Source organism: Actinocorallia sp. API 0066, assembly GCF_020991275.1.
GTDB lineage: Bacteria > Actinomycetota > Actinomycetes > Streptosporangiales > Streptosporangiaceae > Actinocorallia.
In genome coordinates this window covers 478,738-497,914 of the sequence record NZ_JAJLQY010000003.1, presented here as the reverse complement: position 1 = coordinate 497,914, position 19,177 = coordinate 478,738, and the positions used below count along the sequence as shown (strand labels likewise).

The 19,177-nt window shown below is 70.9% G+C and carries 15 protein-coding genes and 2 pseudogenes; 13 read left to right on the top strand and 4 right to left on the bottom strand.

Features of this window, described 5'->3' with window-relative positions; genetic code table 11:
* Nucleotides 1-6: 6 nt before the first annotated feature.
* On the bottom strand, nucleotides 7-564 hold the full coding sequence (locus tag LO762_RS10070) for a VOC family protein (protein WP_230614234.1): 558 nt from the start codon (nucleotides 562-564) through the stop codon (nucleotides 7-9).
* 273 nt (nucleotides 565-837) lie between these two features.
* On the opposite strand from LO762_RS10070, the gene LO762_RS10065 reads away from it, so the two are divergent.
* The 4 genes and pseudogenes from LO762_RS10065 to LO762_RS10050 all read left to right on the top strand — a co-directional run bounded on the left by LO762_RS10065 (nucleotide 838) and on the right by LO762_RS10050 (nucleotide 6,205).
* Nucleotides 838-3,012, top strand: a complete 2,175-nt coding sequence (locus tag LO762_RS10065; protein ID WP_230614233.1) for an anthranilate synthase component I — start codon at nucleotides 838-840, stop codon at nucleotides 3,010-3,012.
* Between the two features lie 154 nt (nucleotides 3,013-3,166).
* A pseudogene (locus LO762_RS10060) lies at nucleotides 3,167-3,508 on the top strand (FAD-dependent thymidylate synthase); the annotation flags it as partial.
* Between the two features lie 1,101 nt (nucleotides 3,509-4,609).
* Nucleotides 4,610-5,074 (top strand): annotated as a pseudogene (locus tag LO762_RS10055) (FAD-dependent thymidylate synthase); the annotation flags it as partial.
* Between the two features lie 81 nt (nucleotides 5,075-5,155).
* On the top strand, nucleotides 5,156-6,205 hold the full coding sequence (locus tag LO762_RS10050; RefSeq protein ID WP_230614232.1) for an MBL fold metallo-hydrolase: 1,050 nt from the start codon (nucleotides 5,156-5,158) through the stop codon (nucleotides 6,203-6,205).
* Here the strand turns inward: LO762_RS10050 and LO762_RS10045 are convergent.
* The gene (locus LO762_RS10045; protein ID WP_230614230.1) at nucleotides 6,195-7,388 is read right to left on the bottom strand and encodes a globin domain-containing protein; all 1,194 of its coding nucleotides are present in this window, start codon (nucleotides 7,386-7,388) and stop codon (nucleotides 6,195-6,197) included. The two genes, LO762_RS10050 and LO762_RS10045, sit on opposite strands and share 11 nt — an antisense overlap.
* Nucleotides 7,389-7,915: 527 nt before the next feature.
* Here LO762_RS10045 and LO762_RS10040 point away from each other — a divergent pair.
* Entirely contained in the window at nucleotides 7,916-8,629 is a 714-nt protein-coding gene (locus LO762_RS10040; protein ID WP_230614228.1) for a gamma-glutamyl-gamma-aminobutyrate hydrolase family protein, read from the top strand.
* A gap of 7 nt (nucleotides 8,630-8,636) precedes the next feature.
* Here LO762_RS10040 and LO762_RS10035 read toward each other — a convergent pair whose 3' ends face one another.
* Both LO762_RS10035 and fdhD read right to left on the bottom strand, forming a co-directional pair.
* Nucleotides 8,637-9,818 carry an acyl-CoA dehydrogenase family protein gene (locus LO762_RS10035; RefSeq protein WP_230614226.1) on the bottom strand — a complete coding sequence of 394 codons (1,182 nt, stop codon included), beginning with the start codon at nucleotides 9,816-9,818 and terminating at the stop codon, nucleotides 8,637-8,639.
* A gap of 68 nt (nucleotides 9,819-9,886) precedes the next feature.
* On the bottom strand, nucleotides 9,887-10,681 hold the full coding sequence (gene fdhD / locus LO762_RS10030) for a formate dehydrogenase accessory sulfurtransferase FdhD (RefSeq protein WP_230614224.1): 795 nt from the start codon (nucleotides 10,679-10,681) through the stop codon (nucleotides 9,887-9,889).
* Nucleotides 10,682-10,959: 278 nt separating this feature from the next.
* On the opposite strand from fdhD, the gene LO762_RS10025 reads away from it, so the two are divergent.
* Genes LO762_RS10025 through LO762_RS09990 form a run of 8 tightly spaced genes read left to right on the top strand, consistent with a single transcriptional unit; the run spans nucleotide 10,960 to nucleotide 19,170 of the window.
* Nucleotides 10,960-11,751 (top strand): ABC transporter permease, encoded by a 792-nt coding sequence (locus LO762_RS10025; RefSeq protein WP_230614222.1) that lies wholly within the window; start codon nucleotides 10,960-10,962, stop codon nucleotides 11,749-11,751.
* A 6-nt stretch (nucleotides 11,752-11,757) separates the two neighbouring features.
* Entirely contained in the window at nucleotides 11,758-12,621 is an 864-nt protein-coding gene (locus tag LO762_RS10020) for an ABC transporter permease (RefSeq protein WP_230614221.1), read from the top strand.
* On the top strand, nucleotides 12,618-13,706 hold the full coding sequence (locus LO762_RS10015; RefSeq protein WP_230614220.1) for an MCE family protein: 1,089 nt from the start codon (nucleotides 12,618-12,620) through the stop codon (nucleotides 13,704-13,706). Before LO762_RS10020 ends, LO762_RS10015 begins: the two co-directional genes overlap by 4 nt.
* Entirely contained in the window at nucleotides 13,706-14,758 is a 1,053-nt protein-coding gene (locus LO762_RS10010; RefSeq protein WP_230614219.1) for an MCE family protein, read from the top strand. Before LO762_RS10015 ends, LO762_RS10010 begins: the two co-directional genes overlap by 1 nt.
* Nucleotides 14,758-15,786, top strand: a complete 1,029-nt coding sequence (locus LO762_RS10005) for an MCE family protein (RefSeq protein ID WP_230614218.1) — start codon at nucleotides 14,758-14,760, stop codon at nucleotides 15,784-15,786. The genes LO762_RS10010 and LO762_RS10005 overlap by 1 nt, the downstream gene beginning before the upstream one ends.
* Entirely contained in the window at nucleotides 15,783-16,829 is a 1,047-nt protein-coding gene (locus LO762_RS10000; protein WP_230614217.1) for an MlaD family protein, read from the top strand. Before LO762_RS10005 ends, LO762_RS10000 begins: the two co-directional genes overlap by 4 nt.
* On the top strand, nucleotides 16,826-17,872 hold the full coding sequence (locus LO762_RS09995) for an MCE family protein (RefSeq protein WP_230614216.1): 1,047 nt from the start codon (nucleotides 16,826-16,828) through the stop codon (nucleotides 17,870-17,872). The genes LO762_RS10000 and LO762_RS09995 overlap by 4 nt, the downstream gene beginning before the upstream one ends.
* Complete coding sequence (locus LO762_RS09990) at nucleotides 17,872-19,170, top strand: MCE family protein (protein WP_230614215.1); 1,299 nt, start codon at nucleotides 17,872-17,874, stop codon at nucleotides 19,168-19,170. Before LO762_RS09995 ends, LO762_RS09990 begins: the two co-directional genes overlap by 1 nt.
* Nucleotides 19,171-19,177: the final 7 nt, after the last annotated feature.

Genomic DNA, 19,177 nt, shown 5'->3' with positions numbered 1-19,177 from the left:
GGGGTTTCAGACGTTTCGGTCGGCCGCCGTCCTCGGCTCGTGCCCGACGTCGCCGGGCCGGTCCAGCGCGCGGGTCCAGCCCGCGAACTCGACAAGGACGCCGTCGGGGTCCTTGAAGTACAGGGACCTGACGTACACGTCCTCGGTCCAGCCGGGCGCGACGCCGAAGTCGCTGTCGTCGTGGTTGAGGATCATCCCCACCTCGACGCCCTTGGCGACCAGCTTGTCCCGGTACTCCTCGATCCTCTCCGGGGCGACGTCGAAGGCGATGTGGTTCATGGAGGCGACGGCCGACACCAGTTCCCCCTGATCCGGAACCGTCTTGGGGTTGCTGATTCCGGGAACCGCGTCGGGAGCGTCCGGGAACCAGAAGAACGCGAGGGCGTTGCCGCCGCCGACGTCGAAGAAGAAGTGCTGGCCCCAGCCGTTCGGCAGCTCGATCGTCTTGATCAGCGGCATGCCCAGGACGCCCTGGTAGAAGTCGACCGTCCGCCGCATGTCGGCGCACACCAGCGCGACGTGGTTCACGCCGCGCAGCTCGAACTCGGTGTTGATCCTGTCCAAGGCCGTGTCCTTCGCCCGTGTAAGTGATCGCTTTCGGCTATCTTCGCAGTAATCCGGGCGCAACAGAACCCCTGTTGGACACGGTGGTCGCTTTGAAATCGCGACCCTCGCTCCGGTACGCTGCCCACATCATGCGGACCGGATCGAACACCCAGTGGTGGTGGCGTCGCTGAGGCGGCGCCGGTTCAGCGTGTTCTGACCACAGTGACCGCCCCCCTCAGGGCGGTCTTCTTGTGTTTCCGCCCCGAGTCGTCGGACCAGAAGGAGACCAGGGTGGACAGCAAGAGCACGACCTACACGACCCGCGGAGGCGTCCGGGTCACCCGCACCGCCACGCCCGTCGCCGCCGAGAGCGAGGCCGAACTCCTCGCCCGGCTGGTCACCGCCGTCGAGCAGCGCCGCGGCGGCGTGCTCAGCTCCGGCATGGAGTACCCCGGCCGGTACAGCCGCTGGGCCATGGGGTACGTCGACCCGTCGCTCGAACTCGTCGCGCGCGGCAGATCCATCGCCGTCCGCGCCCTCAACGCCCGCGGTGAACTCCTGCTGCCGCTCGTCGCCGACGCCGTCCGCGGCACCGGCGACGTCACCACCGACGAGCCCGGCGCCCTCGAGGTCCACGTCCCGCAGAGCGAGGAGGTGTTCACCGAGGAGGAGCGCAGCCGCCAACCCACCGTCTTCACCGCGCTGCGCGCCGTCGTCGACCTCTTCCGCCCCGCCGACCCGGCCGACGCCGACCCCCACCTGGGCCTGTACGGGGCCTTCGGCTACGACCTGTCCTTCCAGTTCGAGCCGATCAGGATGGCCATCGAACGGCCCGCCGACCAGCGCGACCTCGTCCTCCACCTGGCCGACGAGATCCTCGTGATCGACCGCAAGCGCGAGTCCTACACCCGCTACTCCTACGACTTCGCCACGCCGTCCGGCTCCACTGAGGGGATGCCGCGCGGCACCGAGCCCACGCCGGTGCCCGTCCCCGCCCAGGTGCCGCCGCCGCCCGTCCCCGGCCTGTACGCCGAGGTCGTCCGCGACGCCAAGGACAAGTTCCTGCGCGGCGACCTGTTCGAGGTCGTCCCCGGCCACGTCATGCACGGGCCGTGTCCGTCGCCCGCCCGGTTCTTCGACAGGCTCCGCGACACCAACCCCGCCCCGTACGAGTTCTTCTTCAACCTCGGGGACGGCGAGTACCTCGTCGGCGCCTCCCCGGAGATGTTCGTCCGCGTCAACGGCGACAGGGTCGAGACCTGCCCGATCTCCGGCACCATCCAGCGCGGCGCCGACCCGCTGGAGGACGCCGACAACATCAGGACCCTCCTCACCTCCCTCAAGGAGGAGTCCGAGCTGACCATGTGCACCGACGTGGACCGCAACGACAAGTCCCGCGTCTGCGTGCCCGGCAGCGTCAAGGTCATCGGCCGCCGCCAGATCGAGATGTACTCGCGGCTCATCCACACCGTCGACCACATCGAGGGAAGGCTCAGGCCCGGCTTCGACGCGCTCGACGCGTTCCTCACCCACATGTGGGCCGTCACCGTCACCGGGGCGCCCAAGACGTGGGCGATGCAGTTCATCGAGGACCACGAGGAGACCCCGCGCCGCTGGTACGGCGGCGCCGTCGGCTACGTCGGCTTCGACGGCTCGATGAACACCGGCCTGACCCTGCGCACCGCCCAGATCCGGGACGGCGTCGCCGCCGTCCGGGCCGGGGCCACCCTCCTGTACGACTCCGACCCCGACGCCGAGGAGCGCGAGACCCTCCTCAAGGCCCGCGCCCTGCTGGAGGCGCTGTCGTCCTCCCAGACGCCGCAGGCCGAGCCCGTCGCCGAGCCCGAGCCGGAGCTGCCCGGCGCCGGCCTCAGGGTCCTCGTCGTGGACCACCAGGACTCGTTCGTCAACACCCTCGCCGACTACTTCCGGCAGGAGGGCGCCGAGGTCACCACGCTGCGGTTCGGCTTCCCCGAGCGGCTCCTGGACGAGCTCAACCCGGACCTCGTCGTGCTGTCGCCCGGCCCCGGCCGTCCCACGGACTTCGACACGGCCGGGCTGCTCAAGGCGCTCGACGTCAGGGAGAAGCCCGCGTTCGGCGTCTGCCTGGGCCTGCAGGCCATGGTCGAGCACGCGGGCGGCGAACTCGCCCAGCTGTCCTACCCGCAGCACGGCAAGCCGGGCCACGTGAGGACCGACGGCTTCCCGGCGAGCCAGATCCTCGCGGGGCTGCCCGCCGAGTTCACCGCCGCCCGCTACCACTCGCTGCACACCACCGCCGACCTGCTCGGCGCCGGCGGCTTCACCATCACCTCCGCCACCGCGGACGGTGTCGTCATGTCCCTGGAGGACCCGGTCCGCCGCCGCTGGGCCGTCCAGTTCCACCCGGAGTCCATCCTCACCGCCACCGGCGGCAACGGCCACAAGATCGTCCGCAACGTGCTCCGCCTCGTCCGGACCGCCTGACCGCCGCCCCGCGACGGAGGGCACAGCGCGTTACCTGGGGGTTCTTCCCCCGTGGATTCGGGGAGAGGCTAGGCTGACGGACGCCCCGGAGCCCTCCGGGGCGTCCGTGTGTCAGGGGCCCGCGCGGGCCCCGTTCTTGGGGGAGTGGGAGTCAGTGAAGCAGGTCGAGCCCGAGGTCTTCCTGATCGCCAAGCCGCAACTCGACTACGACCAGCTCGCGGCCTACCTCAGGGAGGTCGGCGGCGAGTCCTGGCTGGAGCGCTTCGACCGCGGCGACCTGGACGACCACCTCAACGACCCGCAGAACCTCGCCGAGTTCGCCGGCCGCCTCTGCTACCGCTCCTGGGAACCCGGCCTCAACCCCAACGTCACCCGAGTCCGCACCGACCAGACCGCCTACCTCCAGAACATCCTCGCCAGCCTCCACGGCTCCGTCCTCGAACACATCTCCTTCTCCTTCACCCTCCACAACGTCAGCCGCGTCTGCTGCTACGACTCCGACACCGAGGTGCTGACGGACCGCGGCTGGATTCCCTGGCCGAAGATCGAGGGCGACGAGACGTTCGCGACGCTCAACCCGCGGACGCGCGAACTGGAGTACCAGGAGGCCACCGAGGTCTTCCACGCCGACTATGACGGCCCCATGTACCGGGTCGCGTCCGAACAGGTCGACCTCCTGGTGACGCCGAACCACCGGATGTGGGTGCGGCGCTACGACACCCAGGCCGCCAAGCGGGGTGAGCAGGACTTCGGCGTCGAGTTCGCCGAGGACGTCCTGCACAAGCGGGTCCAGTACCAGAAGGCGGCTGCCTGGTCCGGGCACACTCCCGAGCGCGTGGAGATCCCGGCCACGACCCGTTCCTACGACCGTTCCGACACGGGCACGCACGTCACCCGGAACTACGAGGGCGTGTCCTTCCCGACCCTCCCCTTCGCCCGCTTCCTCGGCTACTACATCGCCGAAGGCAGCATCAACGGGCATCAGATCGTGGTCGCGCAGAACCGCGGCCCGATCCTGGACAAGATGCGCGCGGCCATCGAGGAGATGGGCCTACCCGCCTATGTGCCCGAGACCGGCCACGGCACGGTGCGGACGTCCTGCACGCCGCTGCGCGACTTCCTCGCGGCCCTCGGCCACTGCCACGAGAAGTACGTTCCCGAGATGGTCCACGGCTGGGGTCCGGACGCGATCGCCGCGTTCCTCGACGCCATGGTCGAGGGCGACGGGACCGAGCACCGCACCAGCGGCCACCGCGTCATCTACACCGTTTCCCCGCAGCTCGCCGACGACCTCCAGGTCCTGGCGATCAAGGCGGGCTTCTCCGCGAACGTGCGGATCGACGACCGGGTGGGCCTGGAACGGGTCATGCCGAGCGGGCAGCGCTTCCACAACCTCCGCCCCTGCTACGTCGTCTCGCTGCTCACCAAGCGGCTGACCCCGCTCGTCAACAGCGGTCGCCACCGGCCGAGCCGCTACTGGAACGACGAGGGGTACCACGACCGGATCGAGCACTACAGCGGGCGGATCCACTGCGTGAAGGTCCCCAACGGCCTGCTGTGGGTCCGGCGCAACGGCAAGCCTGTCGTCTCCGGCAACACCCACGAGCTGATCAGGCATCGGCCTGGGGTGGCGATTTCGCAGGAGTCGTTGCGGTTTGTTCGGTTGCAGGATCTGCCGTTCTGGTTTCCGGAGTGGGCTCGGGAGGATGACGAGTTGATGGCGCGGGCCACGGTGTTGTTGGGACAGATGGAGGAGTTTCAGGGGTGGATGGCGGAGCATTTTGGGTTGGATGAGGAGGGGGTGCCGTTCAAGGAGAAGAAGCATCGGACGTCGTTCATGCGGCGGTTCGCGCCGGAAGGGGTGGCGACCGGGTTGGTGTGGACGGCGAACGTGCGGACGTTGCGGCACACGCTGGAGGCGCGGACGGCTGAGGGGGCCGAGGAGGAGATCCGGCTCCTGTTCCACAAGATCGGTGAGGTGCTGAAGGCGGAGGCGCCCGCGTTGTTCGGTGACTACGAGGTCGTCGACGGGGCGTGGATCCCGCGCTGGCGGAAGGTCTGAACCTTCCGGGTAGGGGTGAACGCGTGGACACCGGGGTGATACCACTGGAGTCTAGAATTCGATTCTAGTAAGGAGGCTCCAGTGGAAGTCACCGGCGTGGCACAGCGGCAGGCCTGGCTCGACAAGGTGATGCCCCCCGTGGAGCGGGTACGGCCCGGACTCTGGTCGATTCCGGTGCCCATCCCGGACAACCCTCTGCGCTACGTCCTCGTCTACGCGTTGGAGGGGCCGCGCGGCGTCACCCTCGTGGACGCCGGATGGGACGCCCCCGAGTCGTGGGACGCGCTCGTCGCGGGCCTCAAGACGGCGGGGTTCGAGATCGGCGACGTGCGCGGTGTGCTCGTCACGCACATGCACCACGACCACTACGGGCTCGCCGCGCGCGTCCGACAGGAGTCCGGCGCGTGGGTGGCGCTGCACCCCGAGGACACCAAGCTGCTGGCCGCGCGGCAGCGCGACCCGGCCGGGCTCATCCGGGCGATCCGGCGCCAGATGGCCGAGCACGGCGTTCCCGACGACGTCGGCGGCACCCTCGCCGAGGCCACCCGGACGATGCTCGGCATGGTCGAGCACACCGAGCCGGAGATCGCCCTCGTGGACGGCACGGCCCCGCCCGTCGAGGGCTGGGACCTGCGGACGGTGTGGACGCCCGGCCACTCACCGGGCCATGTCTGCTTCCATGACGCCCGCAACAACGTCCTCCTGTCCGGCGACCACGTGCTGCCCCGGATCACCCCGACCATCGGCCTGTTCCCCCGCTCGGGCGACGACCCGCTGGGCACGTTCTTCACGTCGCTGGAGAAGGTCAGGGCGCTGCCCGTCGGCGAGGTGCTGCCCGCGCACGAGTACCGGTTCGCGGGCCTGGACGAGCGCGTCGGCGTCCTGCTCGCGCACCACGAGGAGCGGCTGGGCGAGATCCTCGCGGTGATCGCGGGCGGCACCGAGCCGCCGACCGCGTGGGAGCTGGCCCAGGAGCTGACCTGGTCGCGGCCGTGGGCGCGGATCCAGCCGTTCATGCGGCGCACCGCGATGCTGGAGACCCTCGCCCACCTGGTGGTGCTGGAGAAGGCGGGACGGGCGGCGCGGACCGGTACCGGGGAGCCGGTCCGCTGGGCCGTCGTCACTCCCTGACGGGCGCGGGCGGGACGAGCTTGGGCCCCGCCGTGATGTAGCCGGACAGGTGGGGGCAGCCCGCCCGCTTCTCCAGGTGCAGCGCGTCGTGGTGGATCCGGTCGGGCGGCAGGCCGAGCGCGCCGAGCCGGTCGACGGTGGCCGAGACCATCTCGGGCGGCCCCGACACGTACGCCTCGTGCTCGGCCCACTCGCCGATGCCTTCGAGGGCGTCGGCGACGGGCCCGCGCAGCCCCTCGTACGACGGGTCGTCCGCCACCACCGGCACCACCCGCAGCCAGGGGTGTTCGGCGGCGAGGCGGCGCAGGTCGGCCAGGTCGTACAGGTCGTCGGCGGTGCGGGCGCCGACGACGAGGTGCACGCCGCGTCCCCCGCCTTCGGCGACGACCTGTTCGACGAGTGCCTTGAGCGGGGCGAGGCCGGTGCCTCCCGCGACGCACAGCAGGTCGCGGGTGGCGTCGCGGGCCAGGGTCATCGCGCCGAGCGCGGGCCCGAGCAGCAGTGAGTGGCCGACCTCGGTGTGCCGGACGAGCGCGGTGCTCACCCAGCCGCCGGGCACGGACCTGACGTGGAAGGCGACCCGGCCGTCAGGGCGTGGCGCGTTGGCGATGGAGTACGGCCGCCACATCCGGGGCCAGCGCGACACCTGGAGCGAGACGTGTTGTCCCGCCTCGTAGGGGAGCGGCTGGGCGGGCCGGACGGTGACGACGGCGAGGTCGTCGCGGCGGCGTTCGTGCGCGACGACCTCGCCGATCCACCAGGGCGGCGCGATGAGGGCGTCGGCGACGGCGGCGCCGTGCATGATCTCGGCGGCCATCCGGTAGGCGGTGGCCCAGCTCGCCTCGGTCTCGGCGGTCCAGCGGTCGCCGAGGAACTTGCGCAGGGTGGCGAGCAGGGCGTCGCCGACGGCTGTGTAGTGCGCCTCGGACACGCCGAACTTGCGGTGGTCGCGGCCGAGTTCGCTGAGGTAGGTGGTCAGGGCGTCGGGGCTGTCAAGGCTCCAGACGACGGTGGCGAGCGCGCGCAGCAGGCGGTCGCGCTGTACGTCCATCGCCGGTGGGAAGAGCGCCCGCAGATCGGGGTGCTCGGCGAACAGCCGCCCGTAGAAGTAGGCGGCGGCCCGCGGCGCGTCCGGTTCGAGGATCGCGAAGCTCTCTTTGACGAGCCGGGGATTCAAGGACATGTGGCAATCTCGCCCCCCTTGGCAAAACTGCGGAGAAACTGACGGTGCCCGCGGCGTCGGGTGAACGCCGGGCGAGTTCGTGTGCGGACCGCCGGGCCGGGTACCTGTCCCGCCTTCCCCCAAGGCGGCGGACTTCGGTACGCACGGTGCCGGATGCCTTGCTCGGAGTGTTACACCAGGGGTGGTGAAGCTCAACCGTTTCACGATAAGACGCCCCACTATCTACGATGGGTGACGGGCTATGCTCATCGGGTGATGACGGGGAAAAGTAAAATACCGCTCGGTAGCCGTCTGTTGGGCACGGTGAATTCCCCACATCATCACCGCGGCGGAATCTTCCTTACACTTTGGGAGAAAATGCTCCTACGGGAAATTCCGCCCGGTCTGGACATCCGTTCCCGAGGGTGTTCGGCCGTCTCCGGCCGGATCCACGGGTGTGAGACGCGTCCGGGGGGCTGTGCTCCCGCGCGCGGTTGCGGCAAGCTGCTTGTGGGACCGGTGGGCCCCGTGGGACCAGGAGGTGCTGGATGGCTCGTCCGTTGATCGGCGTCACGACCTACCAGGAGGCCGCTCGCTGGGGCGTCTGGGTCCGGGAGGCGGCGCTGCTGCCCGTCTCCTACACCCGGTCGGTCGAGCGCGCGGGCGGCGTCCCGGTACTGCTGCCGCCGTACGCGGAGCAGGACGCCGTCGAGACGCTCCTGGCCCGGCTCGACGGCCTCGTGGTGGCGGGCGGCCCGGACGTGGACCCGGCCAAGTACGGGGCGGCGCCGCACGAGCGGACGGGCGCGCCCGACCTGGCGCGCGACAGGTTCGAGTCGGCGCTGCTGCGCGCGGCCGTCGAGGGCGGCAAGCCGTTCCTGGCGATCTGCCGGGGCCTGCAACTGCTCAACGTGGTGCGCGGCGGCACGCTCGTCCAGCACCTGCCGGACACGGTCGGGCACGAGGGCCACGCGCCCGTGCCCGGCAGGTTCTCCAGGCACCGGGTGCAGATCAGCCCGGCGAGCAGGACCGGGACGATCCTGGGGGAGCTCGCCGACGTGCCGACCTACCACCACCAGGCGGTCGACGTGCTGGGCCGTGGCCTGGTCGCGGTCGCGTGGGCGCGCGACCAGGTCGTGGAGGCCGTCGAGGTGGAGGGCCACAGGTTCGGCCTCGGGGTGCAGTGGCACCCCGAGGAGGGCGACGACCTGCGGCTGTTCGAGGCGCTCGTCGCGGAGTGCGGTTCCAGCGACGACGCCTAGCGGGCCGTCAGTACGACCGGGGCAGGCCCAGGTCGTGCTGCGCGATGTGGGCGAGGACGAGTTCCTCGGCCACCGGGATGTTCTTGGCGATCCGGGCGTCACGGAAGATCCGGGCGACCGGGTACTCCAGCGAGTAGGCCATGCCGCCGTGCGTCTGGAAGGTGCGGTCGGCGGCCTCCCAGGCGGCCTCGGCGGCGGTGAGCTTGGCGATGTTGGCCTCCGAGCCGCACGGCTCGCCCCGGTCCCACAGCCACGCGGCCTTGTAGGTCATGAGGCGGGCCAGCTCGGTCTGCGCCTTGATCTTGGCGAGCGGGAACGCGATGGCCTGGTTGGCGCCGATCGGCTTGCCGAAGGGGGCGCGGTCGAGGGCGTAGGACACCGCGACCTTCAGCGCCGCCTCGGCCCCGCCGACCCCGGCCGCCGCGGCGAGGATGCGCTCGGGGTTGAGGATGTCCCACAGCACCGCGAAGCCGCCGTCGACGGTGCCGAGCACGTCGGCGTCGGTGACGCGGAGGTCGTCGATGAAGACCATGCTGGACGCGACGGTGTTGGTGCCGAGCTTGGGGATCGGCTGGAAGGTGAGGGTGCCCGCCTCGATCGCCGCCTTCACGTCCACGAGGAAGACGGTGAAGCCGTTGGTGCGGGGCTTGGCTTCGGCGGCGGGGATGGTCCGGGTGACGAGCAGCATGTGGTCGGCCCGCTCGACGCCGGAGATCCAGATCTTCTGGCCGCGCACCAGCCAGCCGTCGCCGTCGCGGCGGGCCTGGGTGGTGATGTTGATGGCGTTGCTTCCGGCGTCGGGCTCGGTGAGCGCGAAGCACGTCTCGATCTCGCCCTTGGCCAGGCCGGGCAGGAACCGCGCCTTCTGCTCCTCGGTGCCGTGCCGGGTGATGGTGAGGGCGCCGAAACCGGGGCTCAGCAGGTAGATGAAGGACGCGGCGGCGCCCGCGCCGGACAGGGCGAGCGACTCCAGCGCCACCGTGAGCTCCAGCAGGCCCTGCCCGCCGCCGCCGTACTGCTCGGGGACGGCGAGGCCGAGCCAGCCCCCCTCGGCGAGGTCGCGGTAGACCTCCTCGGGCCAGCGGTGCTCGGTGTCGCACGCGTCCCAGTACTCGTGGCCGTACTTGGCGGTGACGGCGGCGATGCCGTCCCGGACGGCGATCGCGCTCTCCGGCAGGGTGAAGTCCACCGGTCGCCTCCTTCGGGGATAGGTGCGTGAACCAGGTCAGCTGCACTTTAGCCGATCGCCGTAAGTAGTCACTGACGGACCCTGTCGTGCCGGGTGTAGACGTTGAACGTGGGCGGCCGCAGGAACCCCACGAGCGTCAGCCCCGCCTTGGCCGCGAGCGAGACGGCCAGCGACGACGGCGCCGAGACGGCGGCCAGCACCGGGACGCCCGCCGCCCACGCCTTCTGTGTCAGCTCGAACGAGGCGCGCCCGCTCACCATGAGGACGTGCCCGCGCAGCGGCAGCAGCCCTTCCTTGAGCGCCCAGCCGACGACCTTGTCGACCGCGTTGTGGCGGCCGACGTCCTCGCGCAGGCAGCGCAGTTCGCCGTCGGTGGTGAACAGGCCGGCCGCGTGCAGGCCGCCGGTGCTGGCGAACACCTTCTGCGCGGCGCGCAGCGCGTCCGGCAGCGCGGTCAGCGCGGCGGGGGAGAAGGACACCGGGTCGGCCGCGACGTCCCAGGCGGCCCGTCCGGCGAGGTCGGCGACGCTGGCGGTGCCGCACACGCCGCAGGCCGAGCTGGTCGGGAACGCGCGGGCGGGGCCGTCCCAGGGGCGGCCGAGCGCGACGTCCACGATGTTGAACTCGTCGTCGCCGCACTGCTTCATCGCGACGAGGTCGGCGGGCCCGGCGATGACGCCCTCGGCGAGCAGGAACCCGGCGACGAGGTCGAAGTCGGCGCCGGGCGTGCGCATCGTGACGGTCAGGGACCGCCCGCCGATCTGGATCTCCAGCGGCTCCTCCACCGCGAGGGTGTCCACCCGTTCGGTGGTCGCCTCGCCCGTCCAGCGCGCGACCCGGCGCCGCTCCGTCACCCTGCCCACGTGTGCGTCCCTTCCCACGGGACGCCGCCTGCCGGGTTCCCGGGACGGCGGCGTGTCTCGTGTCACCAGCCTAAACGTCGGTGACGGCGCTGGCCGGGGTCGGTCGCGGTGTGTAGGGGCCCATGCGCGGACGGACGAGTAAGTGGTAGCTGTGGTACCCCGGATCCTCCGTCTTTCGGCAACTATCGGATCAAAGGTCTTGTGGCCCCAGTGTGACGCGCGTTACCGTACCAAGCGCTTGGTCTGTAAACGGATCGTTACTCGCGGAGGGGTGGCCGATGGCGAGCGTGCCCGTGGTGGTCACCGCACAGCTGCGCGGAGTGCTCACCCAGATCGGTGAACTGTTCACCATCGCGCTTGAGGGTCTGCGCCGCACCTGGGACATCCGGAACTGGTTCTGGGAGTTCGTCGAGCAGTGCTGGTTCCTGGCGCGCGTGACGACGCTCCCCGTCATCCTCATCGCGCTCCCGCTCGGCGCGACCGTCGCGCTGCAGGTCGGCGACCTGGCGGCGCAGCTCGGCGCGCAGTCCGCGACCGGCGGCGCGGTCGTCGTCGGCCTCGTGCGCGAGGTCGCGCCGATCGCGGCGGCGCTCATCATCGCGGGCGCCGGCGGCTCCGCGATGACCTCCGACATGGGGGCGCGGCGGATCCGCGACGAACTCGCGGCCATGGAGGTGATGGCGGTCAACCCGGTGCACCGCCTCGTCACGCCGCGCATGTGGGCCGCCAGCCTCGTCTCGACGATGCTGGCTTCCCTGGTGATCCTGTCCGGCGCGGTCGGTGGGTTCTTCTTCAACGTCCTGCTCCAGGACGTCACCCCCGGCGCCTACTTCGACGGGGCGCTCGCCCTGCTCCAGGTCTCCGACCTCGTGGTGACGCTGTTCAAGGCGTGGCTGTTCGGCCTCATCGCCGCGATGGTCGCCTGTTACAAGGGCATGACGTGCGAGCAGAGCCCGGTCGGCGTGGGCCGCGCGGTCAACCAGGCGACGGTGGTCGCGCTGCTGCTGGTGTTCGGCTTCAACTACGTGATCACCACGATCTACGTCATCGCCTACCCCCCGAAGATCTGAGGCCGGATGCTCACGAACGTCCCACGCAAGGCGGCCCTGGGCGCCGCCCGAGGATCGACGGCCGCCGTCGAGCGGTTCGCGGGCCTGTCGGGCTGGCCGATGTTCGTCGGCCGGGTCCTGCTGTACTGCGTCCGCGACATCATCTTCCGCTTCAAGTACGCCAAGACCGTCGGCCAGCACGTCAGCGACATCGTCGTGGGCGTCGGCGGCACCGTCGTCGGCGGCGGCATGGTGTTCGTGACGTTCACGATGTCGCTGTTCGTCGGCACCGAGGTCGGACTCCAGGTGTACACCGGGCTGGAGATCATCGGCGCCGAGTCGTTCATGGGCCTGGTCGGCAGCTTCATCAACGTCCGCGAGATCACCCCGATCATCGCCGCGATCGCGCTCGCCGCCCAGTGCGGGTCGGCCTTCACCGCGGAACTCGGCGCGATGCGGATCTCCGAGGAGATCGACGCGCTTGAGGTGATGGGCATCAACTCCTTCGCCTACCTCATCTCCACCCGCGTCGTCGCCGCCCTGATCGCGCTGGTGCCGCTCTACCTGATCGCGCTGTTCGCCAGCTTCTTCGCGACCCGGTTCATCTCCACCGAGTTCTTCGGCCTCGCGCCCGGCGTCTACGACTACTACTTCCACCTGTACCTGCCGTTGCAGGACCTGGTGTTCAGCTGCGTCAAGGTGGCGGTGTTCGCCTTCGCCGTCATCACCATCCACTGCTACTACGGCTACTACGCCTCCGGCGGCCCGGTCGGCGTCGGCACCGCGGCGGGCCGGGCGATCCGGCTGTCGATCGTCATGATCGTCACCCTGAACCTGCTGCTGTCCTACGTGTTCTGGGGCCAGGGCGGAACAGTGAGGCTCTCCGGATGACCGAACCCTCCCTGGCGCGGCGGACCGCCGTCGCCGCCGCCACGGTCCTGCTGACGGCGCTGCTGCTGTTCGTCCTCATCACCAAGCCGTTCGCCGCCAAGGGCCCGGAGTTCACCGCCGAGTTCGGCACCGCCGGACAGGGCCTCGGCACGACGTCGCCGGTGAAGGTGCGCGGCATGCACGTCGGCCGGGTCAGCGCGATCGAGCTGCTCCCGACCGGCAAGGCGCGCATCACCCTCACCCTGAACAAGGGCGTGCGGGTGCCCGACACCGCCGTCGCCTCGCTGGAGCCCGAGTCCGTGTTCGGGCCGAAGTTCATCAACCTCCTCCCGGGCGAGCACGAGAACGGCGGCCCCTACCTGCCCGCCGGGTCCGTCATCACCCGCACGTCCGACCCGCGCGACCTCAACGACCTGCTCGCCGACGCCAACACCGCGCTCGCCGCGCTCGACCCGACCGAGCTGGCGATCATCGTGGACGCGCTCGCCTCGGGCCTCGGCGGCCAGGGCCAGCAGCTCAGGGAGACGCTGGAGTCGGTCACCACGATCGTCGGCGTCGCGCACGACAACCGGCGCAACGCCGAGGCGTTCCTCGCCGACCTGGGCAGGCTCGCCCGGATCAACGGCGCGGGCCAGGACATCGCCACCATCGTCGCCGGGACGAACGCCGTCATCGCGACGGCCGCCCAGGGCGACGGACGGCTCAGGTCGTTCGCCGACAACCTGTCCGGCGTCGCCGCGCTCAGCGCGCACGGCATCGGCTCGCACGGCGGCGACCTCGCCGCGGGCTTCCGCTCCGCCGAGCGCGCCATCGGCGTCATCGACGCCCAGCTCGGCAGGTTCGGGCCCGGCCTGCGGACCATGGTCAACCTCCTGCCGGTCTACAAGTCGGTGGCCTGGCCGAAGGCGCCCGGCGACCGGCGGATGCTCGCCGTCAAGATCCTCATCCCCGCCAACCCCTGCGCGATCATCCTGGGCGTCTGCCCCAGCACGGCCACCGGGAAGACCGCGCAGAAGCCGGGCGCCGGCGGCACCAAGAACACCAAGGACACCAAGGACAAGAACGCAGAGAAGGGAGCCCGCTGATGGCCGTCAGCGAGCGGCGCGGACAGCGCAGGGCGACCCTCCTCCGGCTGGCCGTCTTCTTCGCGATCACCGGCACCCTGACCTTCCTCATCGGCACCCAGATCGCCCGTGTGTCGTTCGGCGGCGGCTACCGGCTGACCGCCGTGTTCGACGACGCCACCGGCCTGACGCGCGGCGACGTCGTCAAGATCGCGGGCGCGCCCGTCGGACGGGTCGACTCCATCCGGGTGGACCGGGGCAAGGCCGTCGTCCAGCTCACCGTCGAGGAGAAGTACCGGGTCCCCGCCGACAGCGAGATCGCCATCCGGTGGCGCAGCGCCGTCGGACAGCGCGTCGTCTACCTCATCCCCGGCACGTCCGCCGAGAAGATCAGGGACGGCGCGCGGATCGAGCGGACCCGCTCGGTCGTGGACATCGGCGAACTCGTCGACCAGCTCGCGCCGCTCGCCCGCAGCCTCGACCCCGACCGGCTCAACCAGATCCTCACCGCGATCTACCAGGCGCTCGACGGGAACCGCGCCGACGTCGTCCAGCTCGTCTCCGACGTCGACCAGCTCGCCTCCACCATCGCCGCGCGCCGCACCACGCTGAAAAACCTGCTCAAGGACTACACGACGGTCACCGAGGTGATCGCGCGGCGGGACAAGCAGATCCGCCAGATGACCGACAACCTCGTCGAGCTGACCGACGCGTTCCTGCGCAACCGTGAGCTCCTGGAGGACTCCATCGTCCAGCTCTCCCAGACCTTCCAGACCGCCGACAAACTGCTCACCGGCAACGGCGACCAGCTCGAGAAGGTGATCGCGGGCCTGGCCGTCGTCGCGGCCGGCATCGAGAACAACCTCGGCACCGTGGACGAGGCGCTCCGCCTGGCCGGGCCGAAGCTGCAACGGCTGTTCTCGGTGTTCAACGACGGCGAGTACGCCAAGGGCAACGTCGCCTGCCTGACGCTCCTGGACGGCGCCTGCCCCTACCCCGTCGTCCTCAAGGACTACCAGGGCAGGCCGCAGAACCCCGACACCCTCCGCCGCATCCTCATCGGGGGGAGCTGATGGCGCTCAAGTCCTTCCGCGACCGGCCGCCGATCCTCGTCGGCCTCGTCTCGCTCACCGCGATCGGGCTCGTCATCGCCGCGACCTTCGCCGTCGGCACCATGGGCCTGCTCAAGGACAGGTACACGATGAGCGGGATTTTCGCCGACACCGGCGGGCTGCGCGACGGCAACGACGTGCTCGTCGCGGGCGTCCGGGTCGGCGAGATCACCGGTGTGGAGCCGCAGTTCGACAAGGGGCACGTCCTGGTCACCTGGAAGGTGGACTCCGACGTCGACCTCGGCCCCGCGACCCGCGCCGAGATCCGCATGACGAACATCCTGGGCGGCCGCTACCTGCGGCTCACCGGGCCCGTCGCCAAGCCGTACCTGGCCGACGTGCCCGAACGCGAGCGGCGCGTCCCGATCGAGCGGACCCAGATCCCCATCACCGTCAACGAGGTGCTCCAGGAGGGCACGACGGCGCTGAAGGGCCTGGACGCCGAGACGTTCGGCAAGGTCCTCGACGAGATCGGCGGGCTGCCCGCCAAGACCCGCAAGGAGCTGGCGCACGCGCTCGGCAGGCTCGTCGACGTCGCCGAGGAGCTGGAGGGCGACGAGGTCCGTATCGGTGACCTCCTCGACAACAGCGAACGCGTCATCGCCATCGTCAAGGACAAGGAGGAGACCCTCTCCCAGCTGGTGAACAACGCGCTCGACCTCATCGCCACCCTCCGCAAGCGCAGGACCCAGCTGTCGCTCCTGCTCGGCGGCGGCAGCGGCGCGGTCAAGACGATGGACAGGCTGATCGTCAACCAGCAGAAGCAGCTCATCGGCATCATCGGCGACCTCAACCGCACCACCACCGCGCTCGACCCCCGGATGGACGACCTCAACACCGCGATGGCGTGGGCGGGCCCGTCCCTCACCGCGTTCACCGACATCGGCAACTACGGCAACTGGGTGGACACCATGTTCACCCAGATCGGCCAGCTCTCGCCGACCGACCTCGCCAGGCTCAACGCCCTGATGAAGGAGGCGCGCAGGTGAGACGGGAACTGCCCGCGCTGGCCGCGCTCACCCTCGTGCTCACCACCGGCGGCTGCTCCGTCGTCGGCGGCGGCACCTACACGCTCACCGCCGACTTCGCCAAGACGCCCTCGCTGTACGAGGGGTCGCGGGTCAAGGTGATGGGCGCCGACGTCGGCACCATCGAGCGGATCGCCGTGGACGAGTCCACCGGCGGCGTCACCGTCACGCTCAGGGTCCGCGACGGCGTGCCGGTGCCCGCCGACGCGCGCGCCGCGATCCTGGCCACGAACACGATCGGCGAGCGCAACATCGTGCTGTACCCGGCGTGGAAGCCCGGCGCGGCGAGGATCGCCGACGGCGCCGTCATCCCGCGCGACCGCACCGACCTGCCCGTCGAGATAGACGAGGCGCTGGAGGCGTTCAGCACGCTCGCCGAGTCCGTCGACCCCGGCAAGCTCCGCGACACCTTCGGCGGCGCCGCCGACGTCGTCCGCGACAAGGGCGACGACATCAACGCCGGGCTCCAGACCGTCGGCGACCTGACGTCCGACCTCGCCGCGCAGGACCAGCGGCTCGTCGGCCTGGCCGGGGACCTCGGCGACCTCGCCGCCTCCCTCAACGCCCGCGACGCCAAACTGAAGGCGCTGTTCACCGCGTTCAACGACGCGGGCGGGCTGCTCGCCGGCGAGCGCGAATCCCTGAAAGCCTTCCTCAGCGGGCTTGAGGCAGTGGTGCGCCGCGGTGACGTGCTCGTCGAGGCGTACCACGAGAAGCTGCCTCGGACCGTCACGGACGCCTCCGAGATCATCATGTCGATGAAGGCGAGCAGCGGGTCACTCGCCGACGCGATCACCGCGCTGTCGAAGTTCACCGACGTTGTGGTGCGGTCCTACGACCGCAAGCGCAAGCTCATCATCGTCCGGCTCCAGCTCGGCGCGATCGGCCGGACCTGGCTCCAGCCGCTGTTCACCGCGATGGGCTGGGGCAAGGTCCCCTGCCTCGACCCGCCGCTGAACAACTGCGCGGGCAAGACCGTCGAGAAGAAGGCGGGTGGCTCGTGAGAAGGGCAGTCGTCGCCGCCGTCCTGGCCGCCTCCTGCACCGCCTGCTCGGTGCAGACGCTCGGCGCGCCCAAGGGCGGCCTGGAGTTCGGCGCGGAGTTCACCGACGTGCAGACCCTCGTGGTCGGGCACAGCGTCCAGGTCTCCGACGTGCGGATCGGCACCGTCACCGGGATCGCGCTGACCGACGACCTGAAGGCGCGCGTCACGATGCAGTTGGAGCCCGGCCGCAGCCTTCCGCGCGGGGTGACCGCCGCGATCGCCAAGACCTCGCTGCTCGGCGAGAACTACGTGCGGATCGAGCTGCCGCCCGGCGCCGTCATCGGGCAGTCGCCCTCGCTCGGCAAGGGCGCCGTCATCACCCAGACGTCCGTGCAGCCCGACCTGGAGAGCATCTCCGAGAAGGTCGGGCCGGTGCTCGCCGCGCTCGGCGGGCAGAACCTCAGCGCCATCGTCGAGGCCGTCGCGACGGCCCTCAAGGACAAGGGCCCCGAGCTGAACAAGCTCATCAAGGACATCGCCGACGTGTCCGACAGCTACGCGGGCGCCGCCAAGGACCTCCAGGACACCATCGACGGCCTCGCCAGGCTCGGCGACTCCCTCGCCAAGAAGTCCGGCGACCTGGACGAGCTGCCCGGACGCCTCGTGCTCGCCACCGACCGGATCGAAGCCGACCGGGCCGAACTCAAGCAGGCGGTCCGGGACCTCGTGAAGCTCGGCGAGCAGTTCAACGGCACCGTCCACCCCCGGCACGCCGAACGGCTGCGCACCCTGCTGGCCAAGCTCGACCGGATCCTCCAGGCGATGGTCCGCGGCCGGAACACGCTCAAGGCGCTCGTCCGCGGCCTCAACAGCGGCCTGCTCGGCGCGAACTCCCTCACCTACAAGGGGCAGGGCCTCATGCACGTCTGGCTCGCCGGACTGCTCGGCTTCACCTCCGACGCCGGCCACGTCACCGCCAACCAGGGCGCGGGCACCCCCGTGGACCTGTCCACGACCGCCGCCCGCGCGGTGTCGCCCGTCGTCCGCAAGGAGGGCAGCTGATGCGGCTCCGGATCCTCGTCAACCTCGTCTCGTTCGCGGTGCTCGGCGTTGTCCTCGTCGTCTGGGCGCTCACCAGCATCGTCTCGGTGGACGCGCTGCGCAGGCCCTTCACCGTCGAGGCGGAGTTCCAGTCGTCGCCCGGGCTGCGCACCGACCTTGAGGTCGCCTACCTGGGCGTCCGGGTCGGCTCGGTCGACACGGTGCGGCTGGCGGCGGGCAAGGTCGTCGTGGCGATGCACCTGGACCGGGGGGTGCGGGTGCCGTCGAACTCCGGCGCGGCGGTGCTGCGCAAGTCCGCGATCGGCGAGCCGTACATCGAGATCAGCCCGCCGCCGTCCGCGCCCGCCCGGCCGCTGCGCCAGGGCGACGTGATCCCGCTCGACCGCACCGAGGTCGCCGTCGAGTACAAGCGGCTCTTCGACGGCGCGGGCGACCTCCTCAAGGCCGTCGAGCCCGACGACGCGCGGACCCTCGTGCACGAACTCGCCGTCGGCCTCCAAGGCCGCGACACCACGCTGCGCGACCTCATCGGCGACGCCCACCAGCTCACCGGCACCCTCGCCGACAACGCCGAGGTGCTCGACCGGCTCGCCGTCGAGCTGACCGCGCTCACCGGCGTGCTCGCCGACGGCGGACCCCAGCTCGCGGGCGGCCTCGACGGGCTCGCCGCGTTCTCCCAGGCGCTCGCCGACCGGCGCACCGAGCTGGACGGCATCCTCGCGGCGGGGCCCGCGTTCCTCGGCCAGGTCGAGGCGCTGCTCAACCGGTCGCGGCCCGGCCTCAGCTGCCTGCTCACCGCGCTCGGCACCGACGCGCCGCCCCTGTTCACCCAGGACGCGAGCAAGGAGATCGGGCACGCGCTCGGCCTCCTGAACCAGCGGTTCCCCAGGATCGTCAAGGACGTCATCGAGAAGGGCGCGCACGGCGACTACGCCCGCGTCACCATGGTGATCACCGGCGGCGGCCCGGTGCCGCCCGCCCGCGACTACACCAAGTCCGCCAAGGGCCCGGGCACCCCGCGCCTGTACTACTGCACCAAGGCGTACAAGGCCGACGACCTGGACCGGAAGAAGTCCGCGGCGGGCGAGCCGACCGGGGAGCCGGGCGAACCGCCCGTCCGCGCGTCGGGCCCGTTCACCGAGGTCGTGGCGCCCGACCCCGCGCGGGCGCGGCCCGCCTCCGACACCTCTCCCGTCGGCCGCTGGCTCACCCTGCTGCCCATCGTCCTGGCGGCGGCGGTCCTCGCCGTGACCGCCCGCCGCACCCTCCGTGTCGTCCGCAGGCGCGGCGGCCGATAGCCCTCTG

Bases quoted from the DNA above. Each gene is read 5' to 3' on its own strand.
- LO762_RS10045 (WP_230614230.1), bottom strand. From the start codon at position 7,388: ATGTCCTTGAATCCCCGGCTCGTCAAAGAGAGCTTCGCGATCCTCGAA.
- LO762_RS10040 (WP_230614228.1), top strand. From the start codon at position 7,916: ATGGCTCGTCCGTTGATCGGCGTCACGACCTACCAGGAGGCCGCTCGC.
- LO762_RS10025 (WP_230614222.1), top strand. From the start codon at position 10,960: ATGGCGAGCGTGCCCGTGGTGGTCACCGCACAGCTGCGCGGAGTGCTC.
- LO762_RS10020 (WP_230614221.1), top strand. From the start codon at position 11,758: ATGCTCACGAACGTCCCACGCAAGGCGGCCCTGGGCGCCGCCCGAGGA.
- LO762_RS10015 (WP_230614220.1), top strand. From the start codon at position 12,618: ATGACCGAACCCTCCCTGGCGCGGCGGACCGCCGTCGCCGCCGCCACG.
- LO762_RS10010 (WP_230614219.1), top strand. From the start codon at position 13,706: ATGGCCGTCAGCGAGCGGCGCGGACAGCGCAGGGCGACCCTCCTCCGG.
- LO762_RS10005 (WP_230614218.1), top strand. From the start codon at position 14,758: ATGGCGCTCAAGTCCTTCCGCGACCGGCCGCCGATCCTCGTCGGCCTC.
- LO762_RS09990 (WP_230614215.1), top strand. From the start codon at position 17,872: ATGCGGCTCCGGATCCTCGTCAACCTCGTCTCGTTCGCGGTGCTCGGC.